Annotated in this window: 22 protein-coding genes; 18 read left to right on the top strand and 4 right to left on the bottom strand. The window is 57.3% G+C overall.

Annotation, left to right across the window (positions count from 1 at the left end; translation table 11 throughout):
* Positions 1-72: 72 nt before the first annotated feature.
* The 16 genes from QA646_RS09860 (at position 73) to QA646_RS09785 (ending at position 18,691) form a co-directional block, all read left to right on the top strand.
* The gene (locus tag QA646_RS09860; protein ID WP_283055290.1) at positions 73-5,835 is read left to right on the top strand and encodes a phage tail protein; all 5,763 of its coding nucleotides are present in this window, start codon (positions 73-75) and stop codon (positions 5,833-5,835) included.
* Between the two features lie 4 nt (positions 5,836-5,839).
* Positions 5,840-6,271, top strand: coding sequence for a hypothetical protein (locus QA646_RS09855; protein ID WP_283055289.1), 432 nt, complete (start codon positions 5,840-5,842; stop codon positions 6,269-6,271).
* A complete protein-coding gene (locus tag QA646_RS09850) occupies positions 6,261-6,680 on the top strand; it encodes a hypothetical protein (RefSeq protein ID WP_283055288.1) in 420 nt (139 codons plus the stop codon). The genes QA646_RS09855 and QA646_RS09850 overlap by 11 nt, the downstream gene beginning before the upstream one ends.
* An 18-nt stretch (positions 6,681-6,698) precedes the next feature.
* Positions 6,699-7,349, top strand: a complete 651-nt coding sequence (locus QA646_RS09845; RefSeq protein WP_283055287.1) for a DUF4376 domain-containing protein — start codon at positions 6,699-6,701, stop codon at positions 7,347-7,349.
* A gap of 250 nt (positions 7,350-7,599) precedes the next feature.
* A complete protein-coding gene (locus QA646_RS09840; RefSeq protein ID WP_283055286.1) occupies positions 7,600-8,232 on the top strand; it encodes a hypothetical protein in 633 nt (210 codons plus the stop codon).
* 61 nt (positions 8,233-8,293) lie between these two features.
* Positions 8,294-8,611 (top strand): cell wall anchor protein, encoded by a 318-nt coding sequence (locus QA646_RS09835; RefSeq protein WP_283055285.1) that lies wholly within the window; start codon positions 8,294-8,296, stop codon positions 8,609-8,611.
* 27 nt (positions 8,612-8,638) lie between these two features.
* A complete protein-coding gene (locus QA646_RS09830; protein ID WP_283055284.1) occupies positions 8,639-8,890 on the top strand; it encodes a hypothetical protein in 252 nt (83 codons plus the stop codon).
* A gap of 70 nt (positions 8,891-8,960) precedes the next feature.
* Positions 8,961-9,290, top strand: coding sequence for a hypothetical protein (locus tag QA646_RS09825; protein ID WP_283055283.1), 330 nt, complete (start codon positions 8,961-8,963; stop codon positions 9,288-9,290).
* A 294-nt stretch (positions 9,291-9,584) separates the two neighbouring features.
* Positions 9,585-10,670 (top strand): nitronate monooxygenase, encoded by a 1,086-nt coding sequence (locus QA646_RS09820; RefSeq protein WP_283055282.1) that lies wholly within the window; start codon positions 9,585-9,587, stop codon positions 10,668-10,670.
* A 100-nt stretch (positions 10,671-10,770) separates the two neighbouring features.
* Entirely contained in the window at positions 10,771-12,291 is a 1,521-nt protein-coding gene (locus tag QA646_RS09815; protein WP_283055281.1) for an alpha-N-arabinofuranosidase, read from the top strand.
* Between the two features lie 74 nt (positions 12,292-12,365).
* Positions 12,366-13,502 (top strand): sn-glycerol-3-phosphate ABC transporter ATP-binding protein UgpC, encoded by a 1,137-nt coding sequence (gene ugpC, locus QA646_RS09810; protein WP_283055280.1) that lies wholly within the window; start codon positions 12,366-12,368, stop codon positions 13,500-13,502.
* A 161-nt stretch (positions 13,503-13,663) separates the two neighbouring features.
* Positions 13,664-14,932 carry an ABC transporter substrate-binding protein gene (locus QA646_RS09805; RefSeq protein ID WP_283055279.1) on the top strand — a complete coding sequence of 423 codons (1,269 nt, stop codon included), beginning with the start codon at positions 13,664-13,666 and terminating at the stop codon, positions 14,930-14,932.
* Positions 14,933-14,997: 65 nt separating this feature from the next.
* Positions 14,998-15,879 (top strand): sugar ABC transporter permease, encoded by an 882-nt coding sequence (locus QA646_RS09800; RefSeq protein WP_283055278.1) that lies wholly within the window; start codon positions 14,998-15,000, stop codon positions 15,877-15,879.
* Entirely contained in the window at positions 15,879-16,703 is an 825-nt protein-coding gene (locus QA646_RS09795; RefSeq protein ID WP_283055277.1) for a carbohydrate ABC transporter permease, read from the top strand. Before QA646_RS09800 ends, QA646_RS09795 begins: the two co-directional genes overlap by 1 nt.
* Before the next feature lie 135 nt (positions 16,704-16,838).
* Positions 16,839-17,762 (top strand): ArsR family transcriptional regulator, encoded by a 924-nt coding sequence (locus QA646_RS09790; RefSeq protein WP_283055276.1) that lies wholly within the window; start codon positions 16,839-16,841, stop codon positions 17,760-17,762.
* Positions 17,763-17,830: 68 nt separating this feature from the next.
* A complete protein-coding gene (locus tag QA646_RS09785) occupies positions 17,831-18,691 on the top strand; it encodes a TIM barrel protein (protein ID WP_283055275.1) in 861 nt (286 codons plus the stop codon).
* Between the two features lie 237 nt (positions 18,692-18,928).
* Here the strand turns inward: QA646_RS09785 and QA646_RS09780 are convergent, their stop codons facing one another.
* The 3 genes from QA646_RS09780 to QA646_RS09770 all read right to left on the bottom strand — a co-directional run bounded on the left by QA646_RS09780 (position 18,929) and on the right by QA646_RS09770 (position 20,838).
* Complete coding sequence (locus tag QA646_RS09780) at positions 18,929-19,135, bottom strand: hypothetical protein (protein WP_283055274.1); 207 nt, start codon at positions 19,133-19,135, stop codon at positions 18,929-18,931.
* Between the two features lie 301 nt (positions 19,136-19,436).
* Entirely contained in the window at positions 19,437-19,787 is a 351-nt protein-coding gene (locus QA646_RS09775; RefSeq protein ID WP_283055273.1) for a hypothetical protein, read from the bottom strand.
* A gap of 79 nt (positions 19,788-19,866) precedes the next feature.
* Complete coding sequence (locus QA646_RS09770) at positions 19,867-20,838, bottom strand: polysaccharide lyase (protein ID WP_283055272.1); 972 nt, start codon at positions 20,836-20,838, stop codon at positions 19,867-19,869.
* Positions 20,839-21,042: 204 nt separating this feature from the next.
* Here QA646_RS09770 and QA646_RS09765 point away from each other — a divergent pair, with 204 nt between their 5' ends.
* Positions 21,043-21,531: a heme-degrading domain-containing protein gene (locus QA646_RS09765; RefSeq protein WP_283055271.1), complete on the top strand. Its 489-nt coding sequence runs from the start codon at positions 21,043-21,045 to the stop codon at positions 21,529-21,531.
* 42 nt (positions 21,532-21,573) lie between these two features.
* On the opposite strand, the gene QA646_RS09760 is transcribed toward QA646_RS09765, so the two are convergent.
* Positions 21,574-22,830, bottom strand: coding sequence for an AGE family epimerase/isomerase (locus QA646_RS09760; protein ID WP_283055270.1), 1,257 nt, complete (start codon positions 22,828-22,830; stop codon positions 21,574-21,576).
* A 268-nt stretch (positions 22,831-23,098) separates the two neighbouring features.
* Between QA646_RS09760 and metH the strand changes: the two genes are divergently transcribed.
* A complete protein-coding gene (gene metH, locus QA646_RS09755; RefSeq protein ID WP_283055269.1) occupies positions 23,099-26,875 on the top strand; it encodes a methionine synthase in 3,777 nt (1,258 codons plus the stop codon).
* Positions 26,876-26,926: the final 51 nt, after the last annotated feature.

The raw sequence follows: 26,926 nt of genomic DNA, 5'->3' as shown, positions 1-26,926 counted from the left end.
ATCAGTGATATGCCGCTGCCGACCAACCGGCGGCGCGCTTTTTCCCATGCGTCTTTCGAGGTCGCCCGGTCCATGAGAATTTTGATTTTGATCCTGAACGTCCTCGGCTTCTGGCTGATGGCGGATGCGGCGCATGCCGATCCGATTACTGCCGCGATCGCCGCGATTTCCCAATTCATCGGTTCGGTCGGCGTCATCGGCAAGCTGGTGCTTACGGTTGCCATCAATATCGGCTTGTCGCTCGTCGAAAAGGCCCTGGCCAAGAAAGACCAGCCGCAGCAGGCCGGCGCCAAGCTGGAAATCAGCATGGGCGACGACCACCCCATGTCCTTCATCATCGGCAGCTACGCCACTGCCGGCCGGCGCAAATATGCGGGCTCCTGGGGTGAGGACGGCAAGACGCCGAACGCTTATTTCACCGATGTCATCGAAGTCGGCAACCTGCCCAACTATGCCGGCGAGCGCGGTCTCACCAGCGTCTGGATCGACGACCAGCAGGTCGGCGTGCTCTGGGAAGAGCCGCATCCCGATGGGCGCGGTTTCCCGGTGCTGCAATATCGCGTGAAAGGCAAAGACTATCTCTGGATCAAATTTCTTGACGGAACCCAGTCCAGCGCCGACGCCTTCCTGACCGCGAAATTCGGCGCCAATCCTGATCGGCCCTGGAAGCCGACGATGGTCGGCCTTGGCTGTCAGGTCGTCATTTTGACGGCGCGCTATAATACCGATCTGTTCTCCGGCATTCCCGCAGGCCTTTACCAGCCGCATCCAGTGCCGCTCTACGATATCCGCAAGGATTCATCCGTCGGCGGCAATGGCACCCATCGCTGGGACAGTCCCGCGAGCTGGGAGCCGACGAGCAACCCGGCGGTAATGATCTACAATCTGGCGCGCGGCGTTTACCGCGGGTCGGAATGGGTCTATGGCGGCCAGAATATCGCTGCCTTCTGCCTTCCCGCCGCAAACTGGATGGCGGCGGCAAACGCTTGCGATGCCTCTGTCACGCTCGACAACGGTAGCAGCGAACCGGCGTTCCGCGCCGGCTACGAAGTGCAGTGTGATCAACAGCCGCTCGATGTGATCTCCGAACTCTTGAAGGGCTGCAACGGCCGCATGGCCGAAGTCGGCGGCATCTTCAAGGTGCTGATCAGCACGCCCGGCGGCGCTGTCTATTCCTTCTCCGATGACGATATCATCGTGACGGAGGAACAGGATTTCCAGCCTTTCCCGTCACTTTCCGACACTTACAACGCCATCGAGGCGACCTATCCGGAGCCCTCCGAGAAGTGGGCGACGAAGGATGCGCCCGGCCGTTACAATGCCGATCTCGAAGCTCAGGACGGCAATCGCCGCCTGCCGGCGCAGATCCAGTTACCGGCCGTTCCGTTTGCCAATCAGGTGCAGCGTGTTGGCCTGGCCATGATCCAGGACTACCGGCGCTTCCGCGTGCATCAGATATCCCTGCCGCCGGACGCCTATCCGCTGGAGCCGAACGATGTCGTTTCGTGGACTTCGGCGCGCAACGGTTACGACGAAAAGAAATTCCTTGTCGTCAAGGTCGAACCACAGCCGAATTTCCTGATCGTCGTCACACTGAAGGAAGTCGATCCCGCCGACTACGACTGGCACAGCGGTCTGCAATTGCCCACTGCTACCGGCTGGCTCGGCCCGATTACGCCGCCGTCCCAGCCAATGGTCGGCTGGACCGTCGAGCCGGCAACCGTGAAAGACGCCGGTGGCATCGATCGCCGGCCGGCGATCAAAATCAGCTGTGCGGCGGATATGGACGACGTCGAGCGTGTGTGGGTGCAAGTCCGCCTAAAGGAAACCGGAGATATCGTCTTCGACAGCGACAGTACCCGGTATGCCTCGCCATTCTCCTGGGTGATCTCGGGGCAATGGATGTTGTCGAACACCGACTACGAGGCGAGGGGCCGCTACATCCCCAAATCCAACCGCGCCACGGATTGGTCAGCCTGGCTTGCGGTCAAGACGCCGAACGTCCTGATCCAATCGGGTGACGTTCTCGACGGCGCAATCATCGCTTCGAAGATCGCCGATGCGGCCGTGACTGCCGAAAAAATCATGGACGAGGCAGTTACCAATCTGAAGCTTGCCGACGCAGCGGTATCGACGGCGAAGTTGCAGGTCGCGGCAGTGACCAATCAGATCCTTGCCGATAGCTCTGTCATATCCTCGAAACTTGCCGATGCGGCCATTACCGCCTCCAAGATCGCCGGTCAGGCGGTTGATGCCACAAAGTTCGCATCGTCCATCAAGCCTGTCGAAATCGTAAGCACGCTGCCCGCCACCGGCAATGTGGAAGGGCGGCAAGTCTATCTGACGACGGATGGCAAGCTATATCGCTACCATAACAGCGCATGGACCGCCGCCGTGGCTGCAACCGACGTTAGCGGGCAGCTTCAAAGCGCGCAGTTGGCAGACCTTGCGGTGACCGCCGCCAAAATTGCAGACGGTACGATCAGCGCCACCAAGATCGCGGACGCCGCTATCACCAATGCCAAGCTTGGGCCGTTAGCGGTTGACGCCAGCAAATTGGCAGACAGCGCGATTACGACTACGAAGATCGCCGACAACGCCATTTCTACCCCGAAACTGCAGGCCAACGCGGTCGTCGCGAATAACATCGCTGCGAACGCGGTGACGGCACGAAATCTGGTCATACAGGATTGGGAAAACCTCATTCCCGACAACCAATTGCAGAGTTCCGATTCTTGGTTCTCCAGACCGGCCAATGCGGTCGTCAATCCAGTGGCGGCACAGGCATTTAACAGCAAGGGTTCGCTGGATTACACCTATGTCGCCGGGGCCGGTTACCAGTTGATCGTCCAGTCGGATGCGCTTCCGATCGTGCCTGGGCAGGAATATCTTGTCTCGGGTCAGGCATTCCGTACTTCGGGCACCAAGATGGGTGCTTGGGCGCGCGTGCATTGGACGGACGCCACGGGTCAGGTGCTCAATCCTGATGTCTATACCACCATTTTCGACACATCGGGCGGGACGACGGCTTCAGGTATGCAGACCTACACCGTTACGATGATCCCACCTGCAAATGCCTTCGGGGCGATCCTTCGCATCTACGTTCAGCGGGACAACACGGACGGTAATATCTCGTTCGGGGGTTTCAGCTTCCTGCGAAAGGCGTCGGCAAATCTCATTGTCGATGGTGCAATTACAGCCACTAAACTTGCGGCTAATTCAGTGGCCGCTGCTAGCATTGCCGCAAATGCGGTCACCACCAAATCCATCGCCATTGGTGATTTCGCCAATATGATCACCAATCCGTTCTTCGATCAGGGAGCGGCCGGTACGGATGGATGGGTGTTGGGCGGTGGAATAGCACCCAGCCGGATTGTGGGAGCATCGGGAGACCCTGCTCCGAACTATATCCGCATTCCTGACGCGAACGGCGCGATTGACTACGCGATCTTCGACCCCGAGCTTGTGATAACTGGCTCAATGCCTTGCTCGGCGGGGGACAGCTACTATGTCGAGTTCTATATCAGGAAGAACGGTGCGCCCACAGCACCATTTGGCTGCTACTTGTCGGTCTCAGATCGTTTGAGTGCCAACACAGTATGGCCGCAGGTGTATTTTGCGAACGCGGCTGACGTCCCTACAGTTTGGACGAAGGTGCAGGCGCTGGTGAACATTCCTGCCGCCGTGGCGAGCAGTGGCATCCCGGCAAGATTCAATCTTCAGCTTACCGCACGCCCCGGCACGGCCAGCAACGGCGGATCATACGACATAGCCAAACCCGCGCTGCGCAAAGCCACCGGTGCGGTCATGATCGAAGACGGCGCTGTTACGGCCAACAAGATCGCGGCGAATGCTGTCACCACAGGCTCGATCGCGGCGGGTGCGGTGTCGGCCTCGCAGCTCGCGGCCAGTGCGGTGACTGCAGACAAGATCGCTGCCAATGCCGTCACCACCAATGCGCTGGCGGTCGGCTCCGGCAAGAACCTGCTCCAGAACGCAGGCTTCACTATGGGCACGGATTGCTGGGCCGTGGGCTTCAATAGCGGCACCATACCGGGACAAGTCTTCGCTATCAGGCAGTGGCAGCCCGGAGGCTGGGCTGGACCCAATAGCCCAACACTGTTCCTGTACCACGGTGCTCCGACCGGAAATAATTATTACTGCGACGTTCGATGGTTGCGGCCGGATGCCCCTGGCCTGGCCGGCAATCTAAGCTACGGCATGCCCTGCGCTCCCGGTGACTGGTTCGAAGTCTCGGCCTACGTTTCTGCCCATCGCTGCTTGACGGAACTGCGCATACAGTGGATCGCGGCTGACGGTTCGGCGATCGGTTATACGACTGCCAATCAGAACAACGGTGTCGCCGGCAGTTCGACCAATCCTGACCTCTGGACACGTCTCCGGTGCGTCGGGCAGGCCCCTGCTAACGCCGTTGCCGCAGCTATCCATTTCCGCAAATACGAAACGGATGCCGGGCAAGCCGATAGCTATATGTTCATCAACAAGCCGATGCTGTGCCGCTGCCCGGCGAATGCATCGGAGTTCACGCCCTGGAGCGATGGCGGCACTGTTATGATCACCAGCGGCGGCATCGTCGCTGGCGCGATCACGGCGGCTAAGATCGCCGCCGCCACGATCACCGCAACGCAGTTGGCGGCAGGGTCGGTCACCGCTGCACAACTCGCGGCGGGTTCGGTCACGGCTGCGGCCATCGCAGCCGCTACGATTACGGGCGCCAAGATTGCCGCCGATACGATCGGCGCTTCCAATATCGCTGCGGATGCGATTACGGCCAAGCAACTTGTCCTGACTGACTTCTCCAACATCGCCGATAACGGATGGGGGGCAGGCTCACTCGACGGCTGGACCGTACAGGGCAAACAGGCTTTCTATTTCGAGAGCAGCGCGGGCGATGCTGCCGGGTGGGTGCTTCAGTCACTTGGCCGTGACTGCGCCATGTCAAACCCGATCGCTGTAACGGCGGGTGAGAGCTATTTCTTTGACGTGTGGGTGTACAATACGGATACCAACACTGCGAACCTGTTTGCGCAACTAACCTCGCCCAGCGGAACGCAATCGTGGCAAACAGTGGCCTCGACAACCGTCAAGAATGCATGGACCCGCCTCCAAGGTAAGTTCACCGTCCCCACGGGTTGGGTTAAATTGCAGGTAGACCTACAGGTTGCCAGGACCAACGGAACGGGTTCGTCCTGCTATTGGTCTAAGCCGGTTCTGCGCAGAGCCACCAACGCGGAAATGATCGTTGATGGTTCGGTGACCGCAAACAAGATTTCGGTCAACAGCCTGGACGCGCTCACCGCCAACCTTGGTGCGGTCAACATCAGCTCGGCCGTCATCGGCACCTTGCAGGTCGGCACATCAAACATCTCGGGCGGCGCTGTTACCGGGGTGGGCGTGGGACGGGTCGCCGGCACGCAGAACATCAGCGCTAACGCCACGGTCAATCTAGTGAGCTGTGTCGTCAATGTCGCCGGCGATGGCCGCGTCGTGATCGATGCCATGACGCTTGGTCAATACAACCAGAATGGCGGTAGCCAGAACTCCCAGCCGATCGGCGTCAACATCTTCCGTGACGGAACGGCGATCTTCAGCCAGACCTACTATCTCGGCGTGGTTCAGACCGTCGTCACCGGCACCGGTGGCAGCAACGGCAGCACGACACAGACCACCTATACGGCTGGCCTTGTGGCCGTCTCGGGCCTGTACGATGCCCCCGGCGCTGGCAACCACACCTACATCCTGCAGATCTATTGCCCCGGCAACACCATCGGCTGGAACGAAAGCAACATCACCGCAACAGCTCTGAAGAGGTAGCTCCGTGACCGCGTTAGAAGACAGAACGATCCACTACATCGTCTATGGCCCTGACGGCGCGATCCGCCAAAGCGGCGATTGCGCCTTGAGCCTGCTGCCGCACTATGCCGGCATCTATGGCGAGGGTTTTAAGGCTGTGGAAGTGCCGGCCGACCGATACCGTCGCGATATCGACGCGCATTGCTATGTCCTGGACGGTATCATCACTGCCAAGGGCACGGCCCTCGATGCCACCGAGTACACCGTTAGCGCTGACGGCGTGGACACGGTGCGCTTTGCCCTGCCGGTCGGGACTTCGGTCATTCACGACGGCGCGATCGTCGCCATCGAGGACAACATCTTCGAATTTGTCACCGACGTGCCCGGCGATCACGAATTTTCTTTCCAGGCGCCGGCCGCCTATCGAGATTTCGAGGTGACAATTCATGCGGTTTGATCGTCGCGCCGACCTTGAACAGCTCAGGAAACGGATAGCCAAAGATATCGAAGCGCAAGCCGCGGACGCACGAGGGTTATTCATCACCCTCGCGCCTGGTCAAGATACGGTCTATCGGCTCAAGGGTCAGGAAGCCCTGTCGATCGTCGCCGACCGGCAACAGGGTGTCAACGTACCAGACGGCGAAACGCCCCACATTACTGCCGAAGCCGCTGAAGATGGCGTTAGCCGCTTCGAAAAGGCGATCGAGATTCTCGCTCGAGATCAGCATTGGACGAACGCCGCGATGATGATCGAAAGCCTTCGCCGATCGGCAAAAGCCGCGCTTGCCGCAGCTGCCACGGCTCCAGAAATTCGCGCCGCCGCCGTCATCGATTGGCGGGACGTACGCGCTTATGCCCAAACCTGACAGAAAGGAAAGACCGCTATGTATCGCCTAGACAGTATGTACGAACCGATGATCGAGGCGCTGTTGTCGGCGCGTGCAGAGAACAAGGCTGATCGCTGGATGGCGTCGGCCGCTTTCTGGCTCGGCAGACAGCAAATCTACAATGTCAAAGACTATTGGCTGGCGCTGGCTGCCAAGATTGCAAGCGAGCTGCCGGCGTCTGATAAGGATGCGATCATCGACCAGCTCAGCAAGCAAGAAATTACGTTGGTCGACGCCGCTGGCGATTGGCCAGAAGCGCCGCCGAGCTTGGTATCTATCGTTGCCGCCTGGTCACCCGAGCCAGTACCGGTCGATTTGCAGGCTTATGCGGCGACCAAACGTTATGCCGTAGAGACTGGCGGCATCGTGTTTGACGGCATGACGGTTTCCACCGATCGGCAGAGCCAGGCACTCATCATCGGTGCTTATGCTTATGTGCAGGCCAACCCCTCCGTCACCGTAAATTTCAAGACTGCGAATGGCTTCGTCAATCTGACGGCCGAGCAAGTGACGGCTGTCGCCAATGCAGTCGGCGCTCATGTGCAGGCTAGTTTTGCGGCTGAGGATGCGGTTGTTAAGGCCATCACTGCGGGCACGATCAAGACCGCAGCTGACGTCGACGCCTTCGCTTGGCCGACTGCGGCGTAACGGGATTCGATGCCTGCCCTCGTGAATTCCCTTAAGAAGTAGAATGAGTTTCTGCAAGGTAAGGTGGAACATTTTGCGTCGATAGTCTCGTTGAACAGCCCGCACAGGCGCGGGCCGCAACTGGAGGCAAAACCGGAAACCGGAGTTGGGTCAGGAATAGAACCTGCCGACTGAATTGCCCGCATTCGAGACGATCGTTGCGATCTTCAAGGCTTTGCTGCCGAATTTAACATTAGCCAAAGGATCATTCATGGATCGTGCGAAATTCTTCGCGGTGCTGCGCTCATCGCTGTTCCGCGGACGGCTGTCGCAAAATCAAGTGAACGGCATGGAGGCCATCCTCGATGCCTGGGAGGCTGGCTCATTTGATGTGCGCTGGCTCTCCTACATGCTGGCGACGACCTATCATGAAACAGATAATACGATGTGCGCCATCGTGGAAAATCTCAACTACTCGGCCGCTGGTCTTAAGGCGACATTTCCGAAATATTTTACGGCAACGCAAGCGGCGATCTATGCCCGACAGCCACAACGTATCGCCAATCGTGCATATGCGAGCCGCATGGGCAATGGCGATGAGGCAAGTGGCGATGGATGGCGCTATCGTGGGCGAGGTCTGGTACAGATTACCGGTTACGACAATTACGTGAAGTTCGGTATTTCTGAGCAGCCCGACAAGGCTCTCGATCCTGCCAAGGCCATCGAGATCTTGTTCGACGGCATGATCAATGGCCGGTTTACGGGCAAGAAACTGGCCGACTACTTCGGCGCCAAGATTACCGACTGGACAGGTGCCCGTAGGATCATCAACAGCACGGATCGAGCCGCAGACATAGCGGACTTTGCCAAGTCCTTCACCGCGGCAATCGAAGCGGCGCAGTAGTTGGCGTCGCAAGACTGCGGCGGTTCAATACGACCATTTCTTTCTAGCAAAGGATTATCATATGCGTACTCCGCTCTTAGCGGCGGCGGTCGGATTTGCTTTGTCCGGCTGTCAAACGGCATTAATCGATAACGCAATTCGGCAAAATCTCCCGAAGACTTGTCAAGCGTTGGAAACTGCACACGCCGCCTTCTTGTCAATTGCCGTTGTTGGTACGGTCAAACAATCGGCAATTGACAAAGAAGCCGCAGTTTATGTCGGCGTCCAGAACCTTTGCGTCAATCCGGAGCGCGAAACAGCCGCGGATGTTGTGGCACAGGTGGCGCAGGCCTACGCGACAATCAGTTCCGCTCTCAATGCCGCCCAACAGGCACAGTAAATTTCACAACTTGATAAAGGAAATATCATGTTGAATACCAATGCTCTGCATAATGTTTTGAACATACTTATCATTCTGTCGGCGCTGTTGGTCGCCATTCTCCTGGCGACCGGTTGCACACAGTTGGGCGATGGCACACTGGAATGTTCGCGATCCTTTATCGGCCCGAGCTACACGGCCTATGTCGTTGCGGCCCTCGGCGTGCTCAAGATCGTGATTAATATAACCCGCGATGGACTCTCCGGTTTGGTGAAGCCTCAGCCGCCTATCGTTAAATGATAGCGCCCTCGTGACCATATTGCTTGGCGAGAGGTGATAGATTCTGATCAAGAGTTTGCAGAGATAAATCATGACGGTGAACGAATTTCTCGATGCGTTGGGCATCAAGGCCGGAGTCGTCATCGCCGGTCTCTCCGGCGGCATTTTGCGCGGCTTATCCCGTCGTCGATATACCACCAGAGAAATTATTGCGTCGCCTATTTGCGGGGCGTTGGCGGCAGCTTATCTGACAGAGCCTGCGCTTTACTATTTGCGCGCTTTCAATTGGCCGCTGCCGCAAAAGGACGCCGCTGCCATGAATGCGACGGCCTTCGTGGTCGGCGTCTGTGCCATGTGGATCGCCGACCTGATTTTCGATTCGATTTCCCGATGGATAAGAGGTGGAAGGGCTGTGCCCTGACCACCACCATCATATACCGGATCATCGCATTTCATTCTCTCTGGTGAATGAGACGATTTTGCTGTGTACCGGCTATTTCCTTATCTCCCTCTCCCTAACAAGAGAGGGCCTTTTTTGTTTGCGTTTTTTGTAGTCTTTCCCGGCAGTGTTTGCTGAGGCAGGTTGATCCAGTCTGCAGAATGAGATCTTGGGTCCACCGACTAATGCAATGAGTTCATCTGCACTAATCATTATCGCCGCCCGCGTTGGGTGGTAATGATGGCTGGCGGACACCGAAGATGAAAGGTGCTTGTGATGAGCCAATGGCCAGATACCCGGATCCTTGATCTATTCGACATCAACATTCCCATCATCCAGGCGCCTATGGCAGGCGCGACGACACCAGAGATGGTGATTGCGGTGAGCGAGGCTGGTGGGCTCGGATCCCTGCCGAGTGCGCAGTACAATGCCGAGCAACTCCGAACGGCTCTGGATATGATACGAGCGGCGACGAAAAAACCGATCAATGTGAATTTTTTTGCGCACACCATGCCTGAAGACGATCCCGCTCGACACATGGCATGGCGGGCGCGTCTTGCCCCCTATTATGTCGAGGCGGGGCTTGATCCTGCCGCACCGGTGCCGGCTGGCGGCCGCGCGCCGTTCGATATTTCCTTCTGTGAAATTGTAGAGACTTATCGGCCCGAGGTTGTCAGCTTTCATTTTGGGCTGCCTGATGCGGACTTGGTCCAAAGGGTGCGAGCAACCGGAGCGAAGATCATCTCCTCGGCGACCACGGTGGCAGAGGCGCGGTGGCTTGTTGAGCGTGGTGTCCATGCTGTCATCGCCATGGGCTTCGAGGCCGGCGGCCATCGCGGCAATTTCCTGACGCAGGATATGGCGACGCAGGTCGGGACGATGGCGCTGGTGCCGCAGGTTGCCGATGCTGTCACAGTCCCCGTTATTGCCGCTGGTGGAATTGCAGACGGGCGTGGAATTGCGGCCGCTTTCGCACTTGGCGCTTCCGCAGCGCAGATCGGCACGAGCTATCTGTTTACACCTGAGGCGAAAATTCCTTTGGTTCATCGTGCCGCTCTGGAACACGCCGGCGATGACAATACCGCTTTGACCAATGTTTTCACCGGCCGGGCTGCGAGGGGCGTGATGAATCGCATTATGCGCGAAGTGGGGCCGCTCTCTCGTTTTGCGCCGGCATTTCCCACGGCCGGCGGTGCCTTAGCGCCTTTGCGCGCCAAGGCCGAAGCGGCCGGTTCCGGCGATTTCACCAATCTCTGGTCCGGCCAGGCTGCCAAACTGGCGCAACCGCTCCCGTCGGCTGAGCTGACCGCTCTTTTGGCGAAGGACGCAATCGCGCTTATGACACGGCTGGCGAGGAGCTGATTTATAAATCAAAAATCACGATATAAAACAAAAAACTTGAATAAAAAAATCTTTCATCATAACCTCGCCCGCAACCAACAGCAATGAGCGAGGGAACACGATGAAAGCTGAAGCCATCATCAACAAGGATTTTACCGTTTCCAACGTCGATAAGCGGGTCTTCGGCTCGTTCTTGGAGCATATGGGTCGGGCGGTTTATACCGGAATTTATGAACCGGGGCACGAAACGGCCGACAAGAACGGGTTTCGCCAGGATGTTCTGGAGTATGTCCGCGATCTCGATATGCCGATCGTCCGCTATCCCGGCGGCAATTTCGTTTCGGCCTATCGCTGGGAGGACGGTATCGGTCCGCGTGATGAGCGGCCAGTGCGCCTCGACCTTGCATGGCGGACGCGGGAGACCAATCAGGTCGGCGTCAACGAATTCGCCGATTGGGCGAAGCTTGCCAAGACCGAGATGATGCTTGCCATGAACCTCGGTTCGCGCGGCCTCGATGACGCCCGCAATTTCCTCGAATATTGCAATCATCCGAGCGGCACTTATTGGAGCGATCTACGCGCCAAGCATGGCTACAAGGACCCGCACAACGTCCGCATCTGGTGCCTCGGCAACGAGTTGGATGGCCCCTGGCAGGTCGGCCATAAAAGTGCTGCTGAATATGGCCATCTAGCCAACGAGGTCAGCAAGGCATTCAAATATTTCGATAAGACCCTCGAAACGGTGGCTTGCGGTTCGTCCAATGACAAGATGAAGAGCTATCCTGAATGGGAGGCGACCGTTCTAGATCAGGCCTATGAGAGCGTGGATTATATTTCGTTGCATAAATATTTCGGCAATGAGGAACAGGATACGCTCAACTACTTCGCCAAGGCGATGGATCTCGACCGTTACATCGTCACCGTCGGCGGTATCATCGACTATATCAAGGCAAAGAAGCGCTCGAAGCGTGATGTGAAGATCTGTTTCGACGAATGGAATGTCTGGTATCACGATCGCAAGGAGGATGGCGAGCGCATCGCCAGTTGGAACTGGCCGGAAGCGCCGGCGCTGCTTGAAGAGGTCTATAATCTAGAGGACGCATTATTCGTCGCCTCGCTCCTTAACGTGTTCATCCGCCGCTCCGACCGCGTCAAGATCGCCTGCATGGCTCAGCTTGTGAATGTCATCGCGCCAATTCTGACGCGCGCCGATGGCTCGGCTTGGCGTCAAACTATCTACTATCCGTTGCAGCTTGCGTCCAAGTATGGACGTGGCACGGCGTTGAACGTCTCGACATCCGGTCCGACCTATGATTGCGAGGTCGCTCAGGATGTGCCTTACCTCGACATATCGGCGGTGCTGCATGAGGGTAGCAAGAGCATTGCGATTTTTGCCGTCAATCGCAGCGTTGATCAGTCGCTCGATCTTTCCGTTGCGCTTCAAGGCTTCAAGAACGTTAAAGTTGAGAAGCACACAGTTATGGTCGGCGAAGATCTCAGGGCCCGAAATACGGTCGACGCACAACACACTGTTGTACCGAAGGACGGCTCCGGTCTCGTTCTCACGGATGAGGGCGCTCTTGCAGGCAAGCTGCCGCCGAAATCTTACCATTTCATCCTGTTGTCAGTCGCATTGGCCTAACAGGCTGGTCCCCTGGGCAGTGGCGGAAGAGACCGCTGCCCAGAGGTAGAGTTGATCACGGGAGGATCAGGCTCATGGTAGGAATTCAGACTGCCGATTTTCAGAATGCGAAAGTCCAGAATTTAGGAATCCAGTTGACCGATGTCAGCAAGTCCTTCGGCGCGCTGAAGGTCGTTCACGGTGTTGATATCAAAATAGAGCAGGGCGAGTTTGCCGTTTTCGTCGGTCCGTCCGGCTGTGGAAAATCGACCTTGTTGCGCATGATTGCCGGATTGGAGGAAACATCAGGCGGGCGGATCGAGATCGAGGGGCGGGATGTCACGCATAAGGAAGCTTCCACCCGCGGCGTCGCCATGGTCTTCCAATCCTATGCGCTTTATCCGCATCTGACCGTCTTCGACAATATGGCGTTCAGCCTGTCGGTGGCGGGCCGGCCTAAGGCTGAGATTGCCGAGAAGGTGCAGTCGGCTGCTGAGATCCTGCGTCTCACCGATTATCTGAAGAGCAAACCCAGCCAGCTTTCCGGCGGCCAGCGGCAGCGCGTTGCCATCGGTCGTGCCATTGTCCGCCAACCTCGGGTTTTTCTATTCGACGAGCCGCTGTCGAACCTTGATGCGGAACTGCGCGTGAAGATGCGGATGGAGATAGCCCGGCTGCATCGCCAGATCGGTGCAACCATGGTCTATGTCACCCACGACCAAGTCGAAGCGATGACGCTCGCCGACAAGATCGTTGTGCTGAAGTCCGGCGTGGTGCAGCAGGTTGGGGCGCCGCTCGATCTCTATCGCAATCCCGACAACATGTTTGTTGCCGGTTTTATCGGTTCGCCGGCGATGAATTTCCTCTCTGGCAAGGTCGTCGGCAACGCTGACGGTCGTCTGGTCATCGCGCTTGATGATCAGCCCGAAATCCCGATCGTCCTGCCTCTAAAGGGCGCTTTGCCGCAGACCGGAGCCAAGGTTTTCATTGGGGTCCGGCCTGAGCAATTGGTGCTGGACGGCCAGGTTCGGTCAGTCGCGCTGCAGGTGAAGGCGGAGTTCATCGAGGAACTCGGCGGTATCGCATACCTGCATGCACTGACCCGCACCGGCACTGAACTGACGATTGAATGCCGCAGCGATCACCGCCCAAGACCAGGCGAGCCGGTGGAACTGACGATGACGCCTGAGACGCTATTGGTATTTAGCGAAAACGGTAAGCGCATTCGTTGATATTGTGTTTTTTGATACATATCAAAAAATGTTGAGTGAGCAGGTAGTTAGAAGTGCGGAATACGGCCGGCAAGAGGATGCCGAACGTTTCCGATGGATTTTCCGGCTCGGTGGAGCGAGTCGGGTTCAATGGCAATCGTGCCCCTGTGGAGGAGACAGACATGAGACGACTTTTGAAATTGGCCATAGCGGCCGCTTTGACCCTGCTGCCGGCAACGACGGCTTTCGCGCAGACGGAAATTACCTGGTGGGATTTCCTGAGTGGTGGCGATGGCGTGCGTATGAAGGCGTTGATCCAAAAATTCAATGATACGCATCCTGACATCAAGATCAATGCGACGACCCTGGAATGGGGCGTGCCCTTTTACACCAAGGTACAGACGGCCGCCGCTGTAGGCCAGCAGCCCGATATCATGACTTACCATATCTCGCGTTATCCGCTGGCGGTGCCGACCGGCATTCTTCGCCCGTTTACGGCCGATGAGCTTGCGGCAGCGGGAATCAAGAAGGAGAATTATGTCGATGCCGCCTGGAACTCAGCGACCACAGACGGCAAGACTTACGGCATTCCCTTCGATGTCCATTCGATCATTCTCTACTACAACAAGGATATCCTGAAGCAGGCCGGCCTACTAGGCGATGACGGTTTGCCGAAGGGATTGGATGGGCTCGACAATTTCAATGCATTGCTGGGCAAGATCAAAGCGCTCGGCAAAGTCCAATATCCGTTATCGATCAACAGCGATCAGGGCGCTTCCATCTGGCGCATCTTCTACACGCTCGTCGCACAGCAGGGTGCGAAGTTCATGGACGGCAAGGACATTATGCCGGGCGATGCCAGCTTGAAGGCGCTGGATACGATAACGAATTGGGTCAAGACCGGCTATTCCCCGCAGCTCATTTCCTATGAGGCGTCGATTGCGCTCTTCACCTCCGGCAAGGCGGCGATGCATATCAACGGTGTCTGGGAAGTGCCGACGATGGTCGACCTGGAAAAGAAAGGTCAGCTCGGCTTTCATTGGGGCGCGATCGAAATTCCGAACCTGATGGGAAAGCAGGCGACTTGGGTCGACTCCCACTCCTTCGCGATACCGAATAGCACTGTGAAGCCGATCTCCGAGGAAAAGGTCAAGACCGTGCTCGAGGTCATTCGCTGGATGAACGAGAACAGCATCTCGTGGGCAAGTGCCGGCCACATCCCGGCTTACAAGCCCGTGACCGAAAGCGCCGACTTCAAGAATATGCAGCCGAATGCGGTCTATTCGAAGCTCGCCGATACCGCTGTCTATGATCCGATCTCGCCGCTCGCCGGTGTCGCGGGTCCGGTCTACGAGGCTGCCCAGAACTTCATCATTCCGGCAATCAACGGCCAGCTTGATCCGAAGGATGCTATCGATCAGATGCGTGAAGAGCTGCAAAGCCAGCAATAGAGGCCCGGAGCGTAAGGCCGACCGGAGATATTCCGGTCGGCGTCCGGCCGGCAAGAGGAGACGCCATGTTCGCGAGCGAAGGACGAAAGAAGGGCTTGACCGCCGTGCTGATGGTGGCGCCTTTCGTAATCGTCTACCTGATCGTATTTGCCTATCCCGTTTATAAGATGTTTGCGCTGAGCTTCACGAATGCTCCGCTGATCGGCGACGGCCAGTGGCTGGGCTTCGACAATTACGTCAAACTCTTCAGCCAGAAGCTGTTTTACACTTCGATGTGGAACACCGGCTATTTCGTTCTTTTGAGCGCCGTGCCCAATACGTTAATCGGGCTTGCACTGGCGCTGATGGTCGTCCGGTTGGAAGGCCGCTTGCAAAGCCTGGTGCTTGTGCTGTTCTTCATTCCATATATTCTGCCGGTCTCCGTTGTCACGACAATCTGGAAATGGGTGCTGGACCAGCAATTCGGCATCGCGCAAAACGTGATCCAACTTTTCACCGGTCATCCGGTCAGCGTTTTCCGCGATCCCATCTGGGCGATGCCGATGGTTGCTTTTGTCACCATCTGGTGGACGAATGGCTTCAACCTGCTGCTTTTCATCGCCGCGCTCAAGAATATTCCCAAGGACTATTATGAAGCGGCCGCCCTTGACGGGGCATCTCGTTCCCAAGCATTTCGCCGCATAACTTGGCCTCTGATCTGGCCGGTAACGACCCTTGTGCTGACGTTGCAGCTCATCCTGCAACTGAAAATCTTCGATCAGATCTATCTGCTCACCGAGGGAGGGCCGTTCAATTCCACCTATGTGCTGCTGTTGCTCGTCTATCGTGAGGGCTTCCGCCTCAGCCATGGGGGCGCTGCTTCCGCGATCGCAGTCATATTGTTCCTGATCATCGTCATCGTGTCGGTGTTGCAATACCAGCTTTTAAGAGTGAGGAGGGCGAGCTGATGCCAGGACGCGCGATCGGCAATTCGCTGCTATTGATCTTGACACTTTTCATCGCCGGTCTCTGGGCCTTTCCAATTTACTGGGCGATCATAACCTCGATGAAGCCGGAGCAGGACGTCATTGCCAGCACGACTTTCATTCCGCGCGTTTTTGATTTCTCCTCCTACTATTTCGCGCTGTTCCAGACCAATCTGCCGACCTGGTACATGAATTCGTTGGTGACATCGATCAGCGTCACGGTAATCGTCATTTTGATCAGCATGATGTGCGCCTATGCGCTCTCGCAGATTGTGTTCGCCGGGCGGCGGGTACTCTACTTCATCATTCTGGCAAGCTTCATGGTGCCGTCGCAGGCGCTGATCATCTCGCAATTCGTGCTGATGCAGAAGCTGGGGCTGATCAATACGCTAAGCGGTATCGTCCTGCCTCAACTCATCGTCCCGGTTGTCGTCATCGTCTACAAACAGTTCTTCGATTCCGTGCCCAAGGAGCTGCGCGAGGCGGCAAAGCTCGATGGTTGTGGCGAATTCCAGATTCTCTTCCGGCTTTACCTGCCGCTGAATTGGGGAATCACGACGGCGCTGGCGATCATCACCTACATCATGGCGTGGAACGCCTTCCTTTGGCCCTTCCTGGTATCGAATTCGGAAAATACCATGACGGTTACGGTCGGCATCACCCAGGTCGACGATGCCTTCGGCATCAAATATGCCCGGGACATGGCCGTGGCGATCCTTGCCGCTATGCCTGTTGCCGTCGCCTATCTCCTGTTCCAGAAACGGGTGACGCAGGCTTTGATGCTGTCTTCGGGCATCAAGGGGTGAGCGGCTGCGTTTTCCCGACCGGCCCGCGGTATCTCTCCCGAACCGCGGGCCGGTACCCTGAAAAAGTAAGGAAAGCAACCGAAGAGCGTGATATGAGCCAAAGATTGCTGTGACGCGGAGATATGACAGTTCGATATGGAGACCAAGCTTCTAACAGTCGATCCGATGAAGGATACGGAGATCGTCGAGGCCCTGGGGTCGGCAACGCGTATCGAAATTCTCAATCTGCTCCGTCTCAAAGGCCCTTTGAATGTCAATGACATTGCGGCGCATATGAAACTGCCGCAATCGACTGCCGCCATCAACATCAAGTCGCTGGAGAAGGCTGGGCTGATCGAAACCCACACGATGAAAGCGAGCAAAGGCAACCAGAAGATTTGTTCCAGCGTTTACGGCGAAATCCTCATTCGCTTCGAAAATCGCTCTACAAGCCTGCGCGAGGACGTTGTCGCCGTCAGCATGCCGATCGGCCTGTTCACGGAGTTCGAAGTTGGACCGCCCTGCGGCCTGTGCTCGGTCCACAATGTCATCGGCATGCTCGATGTGCCGGGCGTATTCCTCGATCCGCAGCGCATGCAGGCAGCACTGCTCTGGTTCACGCGCGGTTATGTCGAATACAAGTTTCCGAACAACGCCAAAGTTAGTGATCGTCGTATCCGAAAGGTGGAATTCTCCGCCGAACTCAGTTCCGAGACTCCGGCCACCAATTCCAATTGGCCATCCGATATCTCGATCTGGGTCAATGGCATAAAGGCCGGCCATTGGACATCGCCCGGCGACTTCGGCGACCGGCGCGGGCTTTATTCGCCGAGCTGGTGGAAGCTCAGCGGCTCGCAATACGGCAAGCTGAAGACTTGGAGCATCGACGACCAGGGCACTTGGATCGATGGTACCATGGTCTCGATGCAAACGATCACATCGCTCGGGCTGCATGATCATCATTCGATCCGCTTTCGCATCGGCATCGACGAGACGGCCGGCAATCCCGGCGGTCTCAATATTTTCGGCAAGGGTTTCGGCGATTTCGATCAGGACATCGTCATGTCGCTCTATTTCTGATTTGCGGCCGAGAGCTCGGGCTTTCGCAGATCGGGATGTCCGTCGCGGATAAATAGGAGGAGATATCAATGGCTTTCACGACCGATTTGGCAGATCGTTTTGCGGTTTCCACGTGGTCGTTGCATCGTGCACTCGGCGGCACCTATCCCTACAAACCCGGCGGCACGGACACGCCGGCGCGCCAGCCGACCTATGGTGAAGGCTCGGTAGAGTTGATTGATCTGCCGAAACAGTTTGCCGAACGTGGCATCTTCCGCATGGAAATCTGCTCGTTTCACCTGCCGAGCCGCTCGCCCGACTACATTGCCGACTTGCGAAATGCCTTCGATAGAGCAGGCGTCAAGGTGCAGACGCTGTTGGTTGAAGACGGCGATCTCAGTGATCCCGAAACGGCCGAGCGCGACGCTGAGTGGATGGCGAGCTGGATCGAAATCGCTATGGCGCTCGGCGCCCAAAATATGCGCGTGATAGCCGGTAAGGCGCAGCCGACCGACGAAGCACTGAGCCGGGCGGAAGACCATCTTCGTTGGCTGGCCGAACGAATTGCCAGTACCGACATTCGTCTTGTCATCGAAAACTGGTTCTCACTGTTGCCAGGGCCGGTCGAGGTTAATCGTGTACTTGATGCTCTCGATGGCAAGCTGGGTCTCAACGGGGATTTCGGCAATTGGAACGGCGCCGGCAAATACCGCGATCTCGCTGGGATCATGGGGCGCGCCGAACTTTGCCATGCCAAAGCGCATTATTCGGAAACCGGCCTCGATACCGAGGACTACATTCGTTGCGTCGAACTCTCCAATGCCGCCGGCTATAAAGGTCCATTCACGCTGATCTACGACTCTTCGTTTTATAAGGACGAATGGTCGGGGATATTGGAGGAGCGGGATTGCATCGTGGGCGTGTTGCGGAAAGCCGCCACTGCGGCGTGACCATGATTGCCACGGAGGCTAGTGCGGGAAAGCGTTTCACGGAATCGCTTTCCCGCACTATCCCTTTGTTTTTACGCATTCCGGACGGAAAACCGCTGCGCACTTTTCCTGGAACTGCTCTGGTTGGCTGCAATCATGCTTTACGCGAGCCGAAATCCCACGCTTCCAACTTATCCACGGCGAGGTTGGCTTCCACCGATGAGGCGGTAACGGCGGGCTGAACTGGCCACTACAATTTCAATGAAATTCGTAATCGTGCAGGGCACCGAGCAGTTGATCCTGGGTTTGATAGCCAGCATCATAGAGGCCTATCGCGACATTGGCCGCGGACAAGCCTTCCTGGCTGTGCAGTTTGATGCGATGTTCGGCACACCAGGCGTAAAGGGCGCCGGCGAGGATATCGACATCATCGGGATATAGGGGCGAGTTGACCATCATAGACATTCGCTACACCGTGGTTGGAAGCTCGAACTTGAGCAGGGGCGGAGTAAGACTGCTTCGATTCCAAAAGTTTGCAATCGGCTTCTCTCGCCGGCGTTAACGCCTGCCTGATATGATACAGATACAGTTTCGTATCGGCACAGGTGCTTGCTCGAAGGAGGCTATTGCGGCGTCTGATCCGGTGCATGTGGCGCCGGATTTTCAATCTGATCCCTGCCGTTATGCGGCACAGCGAAGAGGAGGACACCCAACGCAAGGGCGAGCGCCACCATGATTAACAGGATCAGTCTCGGCCGCGAAGGCATCATTGATGAACCGGGTGCGATGCTTCGACCGCTGCTTCGATCAATTCCTCTGCATAAGACAGTGCGGAGGCTGTATCTTCGCCGTCGAGTTTCAATTCGCGGCATTTGCGATGCATGGCCCTGCGAATCTCAGAAAGCAAGGTCGCGTCGACATCGACATGACCTTCAAAGAAGACATGCGTCAGCGCAGATTGGGCTACGACTTCGAGGACTGCGACGCGCCCTTCGATTTCGCCCAGCGAAGGAATGGCATTTTTCTCCACATGAGGTTTGCAATCGCGATGAGTGGTGAGCATTTCAGTGGTCTCCTCTGCTGAGGCAGATAACCAATGAGAGGCAAAAAGGTTCACCCAGATCCTACGAAAATCCGAACTGGTGGCAACCGATTTTTCGCACCGATTTCATCGACGATGAAACCGCGGAAATCGGTCATTTCATTGGGCACAGATTCGCATCCGACAGGACATCAGCACAGCGGGGTGAGCGGCGAAAATCGTCGTAATAGAGCGTCCACTCCGTCGTGTCGGCGGCGCGGTAGGGCCCAAACTTGAAATACTGATTTTTGCCTAAACCCTTGTCGGCATGGCCGATATGTCCCTTTACGGTGACAATCCATTTTTCGTTGGCGAATATCTCGATATGGCCTGTACCGTCGGGGCCAGGCTTGCTGTAGATGGCAAAGTCAATCCAGCCGGAATCCGGCGTCGGCAATTTGTTGCCGTGGTCGGTGATGGTGATGGCGTCAGTGCAGCCGGTGAATTCCTTGCCATCCTCCTTACCCCAACTGCTGTCGGTTGCGACAAGGGCTCGCATCTGATTGGTGTCCGAGCGGAACCAGACCGGCGTCTGACTGTCCTCACATTTCTTGATCGCGTCGCTGACCTCTGTCGTTGGCGGGGCGACATAGTTGGTTTCGACGGTGGCGAAGAGCTTGCCGTTGTTCAGCCGTAGCGCCAGGAAAGGGCTGAAATCCCCTTTCGCCTTCGGCCCGATCTCGCGCTTCCACTGCGCAATGAGATAGCGATGATCACCGGAAGGAATGGGGTCGGCGAATTTGACCGCGAAGCCATACCAGACGCCTTGATTATAAGGGACGCGATATTTGGTGCGCTCCCAGATCTCTGCCCGTTCACTGCAGTTCGCCTTGCCCGTTTCGCAGAGCGGCTTGACACTAAGCTTCAGCGCGCCGGTGCCGGTGCGCTTTACTTCCGATTGAAATTCGATCCGACCGGCTTTCTGTTCTGAATTGTCACGATAGTAAAGATGACCCGAGGGGGCGAAATCGGTGCCGTCGAAACCATCGTGCAGAGCTAATTGAGCTGGGTCCTCGGCCATAGCTGGGGTCATGGCGCAGGTGCAAGTGCAGGCCAGGATGGCGGGCAGTGCATATTTTGCGTTCATGACGACAGGCTCCTTTGGCGCGATGATCTCGGAGCACTATCAATGACCTGTTCGTCTTCCGTGGGCAAGAGGAGGCGACATAAGGTAAGTGATCACCGGCAGCTTGGACAAAGCGGCAGCTCCATTTCGATATGCCGAAGAGATAGGTAGACAAATCATCTCGTTCGCGTTTGATAAGCCGGCCAATTTTGGAGGAAGGATTTCATGACGATCGAACACGACCTCAGCCGCATCGCGCTGCAGGAGGAGACGCTGCGCTTCGATGCTTTCGATCTTTCGACGGCCTGGGTGCTCGGCAAGTTGCTGCACGACCTCGCCAACGAGCGCAATTTGGGTGTCGCGATCGACATCACGCTGCATTCCATGCCGGTCTTCTACATCGCGCTGCCCGGATCGACTCCGGATAATTCCAACTGGATCCGCCGCAAGCGCAATATGGTGCTGCGCTATTTCCGCAGCAGTTATGCGAGTACCCTGCGGTTGGAACAGCAGGGCAAGAGGATCGAGGACAACGGGCTTTCCAGCGCCGACTATGCCGCATCCGGCGGCAGCTTTCCGATCTTCGTCCATGGCACGGGCTGCATCGGCGCTGTCACCGTGTCGGGACTTCCGCAGCGTGAAGACCATAATCTTGTCGTCGAGGCTTTGGCGCTCACCCTTGGCCACGAACTGCACAATCTCAGCCTGTCGTAAAGGTGATTGCGGTGTCACGTTTAGCGGACACCGCCCTCGATCTCAGATCTTCCCGCCAGCTTCGGCGATGACCTTGGTCAGGCTGCCCGTTGCCGGAAAGAGGGGGATGAGGCAGGCCTGCAAAGCATGATAAATATCGCCCTTGCCCGGGAAAATCGTATGGACGGGAACCAAGTCTTCCGTCAGTTCCTCATGCCAGCCGCCGTTCCTGTGGTCAATAAAACAGCGGCCGATGGTGCCCCAGATCTTACGATAGCTCTCTTCGTGGAAATCGCTCGGCATGTGTTCGTTGAGATAGTGGGCGGCACCGGCGGCTTCGCAGGCCGGCCACCAGAGTTTGTTGCGTTTGGCCGGCACGTCAGCCCAATCGAGTGTATAGAAGAAACCGCCCTTATCATTATCCCAGCCTAGTGACATCGACTGGGAGAACAGACCTTTGGCTGCGTCCGGCATCCAGTCGTGCTGCCTGCCGCTGAGGGACCAGAGTTGCAGGACGAGGCGCGCCCATTCCAACCAATGGCCGGGCGTTGTACCCGAGGGGCGGAACATTTCATTGCCGCGATAATCCTTATCGAGCGCCCAGTCGGCGGTAAAATGTTCGGCGACGCGCCAACCGACGGAACCCGCTGAGCGGCGTATGACCAGATCGGCGATGCTCTCGGCTTTGTCGAGGTACGCTGTGTCGCCGGTCGCTTCGAAGGCGGCCATAAGCGCTTCGGTCAGGTGCATATTGGAATTCTGGCCGCGATAGCTGCCGCCATCGATCGGCGACCAATCCTGGTTGAATTCCTCGGCAATAGCGCCGTGCTTTTCCTCCCAGAATTTCGTGTTCAGAATCTCGGTAACATCGGCGAGCATGCCATCGGCGAGCGGATGACCTATGGTCTTGGCCGAGGAGGCGGCAAGCAGCACGAAGGCGTGACCATAGCCTTGCTTGCTGGCATCGACGGGGCCGTCATTGTTGAGCGACCAGACATAACCGCCATGGGTGGTGTCGCGGTGATGCTTCCAGAGATAGTTCATGCCGTGATCGACGATATCCTCGGAGCCGGGACGGCCGAGGAGCGAACCGATCGAGAAGCAATGGACCATGCGTGCGGTCGAATGAATGCCGCGGACAGGATTGACCGCATCGAGCGGCCTGCCGGCATCATCCATATCGTAGAATCCCCCCTTGGGATTGATGGCGCGATACTGGAAGAAATCGAAAAGCCCGCTTGCCTGATCAAGCAACCAACGGCGATGGTAAGCCCGCGAGCTCCAATTACCGAGTGCCGCCGTTTCACGCTGTATGCTCATGCTCGCCTCCCAAGATTCTTTTGTCATAAGCGTATAGCGCCGCCTGAAAGCGCTGTCATGGCTTTAAGGAATGAAACTGTGTCGGCTGCCCTGCGTTGTCCATGCCTGCAGAGGATAGAGGCCGATCGCATCGATATTTTTCGGAGACGCGCCAAGCTGAACAGCTCTATCCTTGCGTCGTGCCTCTCTAGGGTATAGATATGTTGACATAAAGATATCTTTATGTGATCTGAATGCGAAGTCGCAATCAGGCCAGCGGAGTTCGCTTATGTTTGACAATCTTTTTGGCTCGGAATCAGCGAAACGTGACGGCAATGAAGTATTCGCAGCCTTGAAGCAGGCAGCGAGCGAGCGAATCCTTGTGCTTGACGGTGCCATGGGCACGCAGATCCAGGGGCTCGGCTTCGAAGAGGATCATTTCCGTGGCGATCGCTTCATCGGTTGCGCCTGTCATCAGAAGGGCAATAACGACCTTCTCATTCTCACTCAGCCTGACGCGATCGAGGAAATTCATTACCGCTACGCCAAAGCGGGCGCGGATATTCTGGAGACCAACACCTTCTCTTCGACCCGCATTGCGCAGGCCGATTATCAGATGGAAGGCGCGGTCTACGACCTCAACAAGGAGGGTGCAGCAGTTGCCCGCCGGGCGGCGATCCGTGCCGAATACGAGGATGGCAAGCGCCGTTTTGTCGCTGGCGCCATCGGCCCGACCAACCGCACCGCTTCGATTTCCCCTGATGTCAACAATCCCGGCTATCGCGCCGTAAGCTTCGACGATCTGCGCCTGGCCTATGGCGAGCAGATCGACGGCCTGATCGATGGCGGTGCCGATATCATCCTGATCGAAACAATCTTCGATACGCTGAATGCCAAGGCGGCGATTTTTGCCTGCGAGGAGCGGTTCGAGGCAAAAGGCGTCCGCCTGCCGGTGATGATCTCGGGGACGATCACCGATCTCTCCGGCCGGACGCTTTCCGGCCAGACGCCATCGGCCTTTTGGAATTCGGTGCGGCACGCCGGCCCTTTTACCATCGGCCTCAATTGCGCGCTTGGCGCCAACGCCATGCGGCCGCATTTGCAAGAGCTTTCGGCCGTTGCCGATACCTTCGTCTGCGCCTATCCCAATGCGGGCCTGCCGAACGAGTTCGGCCAATATGACGAAACGCCTGAGATGATGGCGGTTCAGGTCGAGGATTTTGCGCGCGAAGGTCTCGTCAACATCGTTGGCGGCTGCTGTGGCTCGACACCGGAACATATCGCCGCGATCGCTCAAGCGGTTTCTAAATATCCGCCGCGCCAGCTTGCGGCGCATCGGCCGTTCATGGCGCTCTCCGGGCTGGAGCCCTTTGAGCTGACCAAAGACATTCCATTCGTCAATGTTGGCGAGCGCACCAATGTTACCGGTTCGGCAAAATTCCGCAAATTGATCACCAATGCCGACTACGCGGCAGCGCTAGCTGTTGCTCGCGAGCAAGTCGAAAACGGCGCGCAGGTGATCGATATCAACATGGATGAGGGCCTGATCGATTCCGAAAAGGCGATGGTCGAGTTCCTCAACCTGATCGCCGCCGAGCCGGATATCGCACGCATGCCTGTCATGATCGACAGCTCGAAGTTCTCGATCATCGAAGCAGGTCTGAAATGCGTGCAAGGCAAGCCGATCGTCAACTCAATCTCGCTGAAAGAGGGCGAGGAGAATTTCCTCAGGCAAGCCCGGCTGCTGCGCAACTACGGTGCAGCCGTCGTTGTCATGGCATTCGACGAGCAAGGGCAGGCCGATAGCTATCAGCGCAAGGTCGATATCTGTGCGCGCGCTTACAAGCTTCTGACGGAAGAGGCAGGACTGCCGCCGGAAGACATTATCTTCGATCCGAACATCTTTGCGGTCGCGACCGGCATCGAAGAGCACAATAATTATGGTGTCGATTTCATCGACGCGACGCGGACGATCCGTCAGGCAATGCCGCTGGTGCATATCTCGGGCGGCGTGTCGAACCTCTCCTTTTCCTTCCGCGGTAACGAGCCGGTGCGCGAGGCGATGCATGCCGTATTCCTTTACCACGCTATTCAGGCGGGCATGGACATGGGCATCGTCAATGCCGGCCAGCTCGCAGTTTACGACAATATCGATCCCGAGCTGCGGGAAGCCTGCGAAGATGTGGTGCTCAACCGCCGGCCTGACGGCACAGAGCGGCTGCTGGAAATGGCCGAGCGTTTTCGTGGTGCCGGCAACCGGGAAGCCAAAGTTCAGGATCTCGCCTGGCGCGAATGGCCGGTCGAGAAGCGGCTGGAGCACGCACTGGTCAACGGCATCACAGACTATATCGGGGCCGACACCGAAGAGGCGCGGCAAAAGGCCGAGCGGCCGCTGCATGTCATCGAAGGTCCGCTGATGGCCGGTATGAATGTCGTCGGCGATCTCTTCGGCTCGGGCAAGATGTTCCTGCCCCAGGTCGTGAAGTCGGCCCGTGTCATGAAGCAGGCTGTTGCCGTGCTTCTGCCTTATATGGAGGCGGAAAAGCTTGCCAATGGTGGCGGCGGTGAGCGTCAGGCGGCGGGTAAGGTGCTGATGGCGACCGTCAAGGGCGATGTGCACGACATCGGCAAGAACATCGTCGGCGTCGTGCTCGCCTGCAACAACTACGAGATCATCGATCTCGGCGTCATGGCGCCGGCGACGAAGATCCTGGAAACGGCAATCGCCGAGAAAGTCGATATTATCGGCCTCTCCGGCCTCATCACTCCATCCCTGGACGAGATGGTGCATGTCGCCTCGGAAATGGAGCGGCAAGGGTTCGATATTCCGTTGCTGATTGGCGGCGCTACCACCAGCCGCGTGCACACGGCCGTGAAGATTCATCCACGCTATGAGAAGGGGCAAACGGTCTATGTCACCGACGCCAGCCGTGCCGTAGGCGTCGTCTCGGCGCTGTTGTCGCCGGACGCCAAGCAGAGCTATGTCGATACCGTTCGCGCCGAATATGCCAAGGTCGCCGCGGCGCATGCCCGCAGCGAGGCGGAGAAAGTGCGCCTGCCCATTGAAAGGGCCCGTGAGAATGCCGAAAAAGTCGATTGGGCGAGCTATAAGCCGGTGACGCCGCAGTTCTTTGGCACAAAGGTGTTCGAAAATTACGATCTGGCGGAGTTGGCCAAATATATCGATTGGACGCCGTTCTTTCAGACCTGGGAGTTAAAGGGCCGTTTTCCGGCAATCCTTGAAGACGAGAAACAGGGCGAGGCGGCGCGGCAGCTTTTTGCCGATGCGCAAGCCATGCTGGAAAAGATCATCGCAGAAAACTGGTTCCGCCCGCGTGCCGTTATCGGCTTCTGGCCGGCGGGCACGGTCGGCGATGATATCAGATTGTTCATCGACGAGGGCCGTACCGATGAACTCGCGACCTTTTATACCCTGCGTCAGCAATTGTCGAAGCGGGATGGCCGCCCGAATGTGGCGCTCTCGGATTTCGTCGCACCGGTTTCGAGTGGCATCGCCGATTATGTCGGCGGTTTCGTTGTCACGGCTGGTATCGAGGAAATTGCCATTGCCGAGCGTTTTGAGCGTGCCAATGACGATTATTCCTCAATCCTGGTGAAGGCGCTCACCGATCGTTTTGCCGAGGCTTTTGCCGAACGGATGCACGAGCGGGTACGGCGCGAGTTCTGGGGCTATGCAGAGGATGAAAGCCTCAGTGGTGACGAGTTGCTGGCGGAGGCCTATGCCGGTATCCGCCCAGCGCCGGGCTATCCCGCTCAACCCGACCACACAGAGAAGAAGACTCTTTTCCGTTTGCTCGACGCAGAGGCGGCGACGGGCGTGAAGCTCACCGAGAGCTACGCCATGTGGCCGGGCTCTTCCGTTTCCGGCCTCTACATCGGCCATCCCGACTCCTATTACTTTGGCGTCGCCAAAATTGAGCGGGATCAGGTGGAAGACTACGCAGCCCGCAAGGGCATGCCGGTTGCGGAGGTGGAGCGTTGGCTTGGACCAGTACTCAATTATATGCCGGAAAAGCGCGATGCTGCGGTGGATGACGCGGCATGATCTGATTTGACGGCGGAAGTTCGATGGGCTTGCCGACCGCCCTGGCTGGAT

The sequence above is a fragment of the Rhizobium sp. CB3090 genome (assembly GCF_029714285.1).
Taxonomy (GTDB): domain Bacteria; phylum Pseudomonadota; class Alphaproteobacteria; order Rhizobiales; family Rhizobiaceae; genus Rhizobium.
Note: the sequence above shows the minus strand (reverse complement) of the source record. Positions and strands in the feature narration are given on the sequence as shown.

Coding starts and splice junctions, on each gene's coding strand:
- QA646_RS09825 (WP_283055283.1), top strand. CDS start 8,961: ATGACGGTGAACGAATTTCTCGATGCGTTGGGCATCAAGGCCGGAGTC.
- QA646_RS09845 (WP_283055287.1), top strand. CDS start 6,699: ATGTATCGCCTAGACAGTATGTACGAACCGATGATCGAGGCGCTGTTG.
- QA646_RS09795 (WP_283055277.1), top strand. CDS start 15,879: ATGCCAGGACGCGCGATCGGCAATTCGCTGCTATTGATCTTGACACTT.
- QA646_RS09820 (WP_283055282.1), top strand. CDS start 9,585: ATGAGCCAATGGCCAGATACCCGGATCCTTGATCTATTCGACATCAAC.
- QA646_RS09785 (WP_283055275.1), top strand. CDS start 17,831: ATGGCTTTCACGACCGATTTGGCAGATCGTTTTGCGGTTTCCACGTGG.
- QA646_RS09800 (WP_283055278.1), top strand. CDS start 14,998: ATGTTCGCGAGCGAAGGACGAAAGAAGGGCTTGACCGCCGTGCTGATG.
- QA646_RS09850 (WP_283055288.1), top strand. CDS start 6,261: ATGCGGTTTGATCGTCGCGCCGACCTTGAACAGCTCAGGAAACGGATA.
- QA646_RS09765 (WP_283055271.1), top strand. CDS start 21,043: ATGACGATCGAACACGACCTCAGCCGCATCGCGCTGCAGGAGGAGACG.
- QA646_RS09780 (WP_283055274.1), bottom strand. CDS start 19,135: ATGTCTATGATGGTCAACTCGCCCCTATATCCCGATGATGTCGATATC.
- QA646_RS09805 (WP_283055279.1), top strand. CDS start 13,664: ATGAGACGACTTTTGAAATTGGCCATAGCGGCCGCTTTGACCCTGCTG.
- QA646_RS09760 (WP_283055270.1), bottom strand. CDS start 22,830: ATGAGCATACAGCGTGAAACGGCGGCACTCGGTAATTGGAGCTCGCGG.
- QA646_RS09770 (WP_283055272.1), bottom strand. CDS start 20,838: ATGAACGCAAAATATGCACTGCCCGCCATCCTGGCCTGCACTTGCACC.
- metH (WP_283055269.1), top strand. CDS start 23,099: ATGTTTGACAATCTTTTTGGCTCGGAATCAGCGAAACGTGACGGCAAT.
- QA646_RS09835 (WP_283055285.1), top strand. CDS start 8,294: ATGCGTACTCCGCTCTTAGCGGCGGCGGTCGGATTTGCTTTGTCCGGC.
- ugpC (WP_283055280.1), top strand. CDS start 12,366: ATGGTAGGAATTCAGACTGCCGATTTTCAGAATGCGAAAGTCCAGAAT.
- QA646_RS09815 (WP_283055281.1), top strand. CDS start 10,771: ATGAAAGCTGAAGCCATCATCAACAAGGATTTTACCGTTTCCAACGTC.
- QA646_RS09840 (WP_283055286.1), top strand. CDS start 7,600: ATGGATCGTGCGAAATTCTTCGCGGTGCTGCGCTCATCGCTGTTCCGC.
- QA646_RS09830 (WP_283055284.1), top strand. CDS start 8,639: ATGTTGAATACCAATGCTCTGCATAATGTTTTGAACATACTTATCATT.
- QA646_RS09860 (WP_283055290.1), top strand. CDS start 73: ATGAGAATTTTGATTTTGATCCTGAACGTCCTCGGCTTCTGGCTGATG.
- QA646_RS09790 (WP_283055276.1), top strand. CDS start 16,839: ATGGAGACCAAGCTTCTAACAGTCGATCCGATGAAGGATACGGAGATC.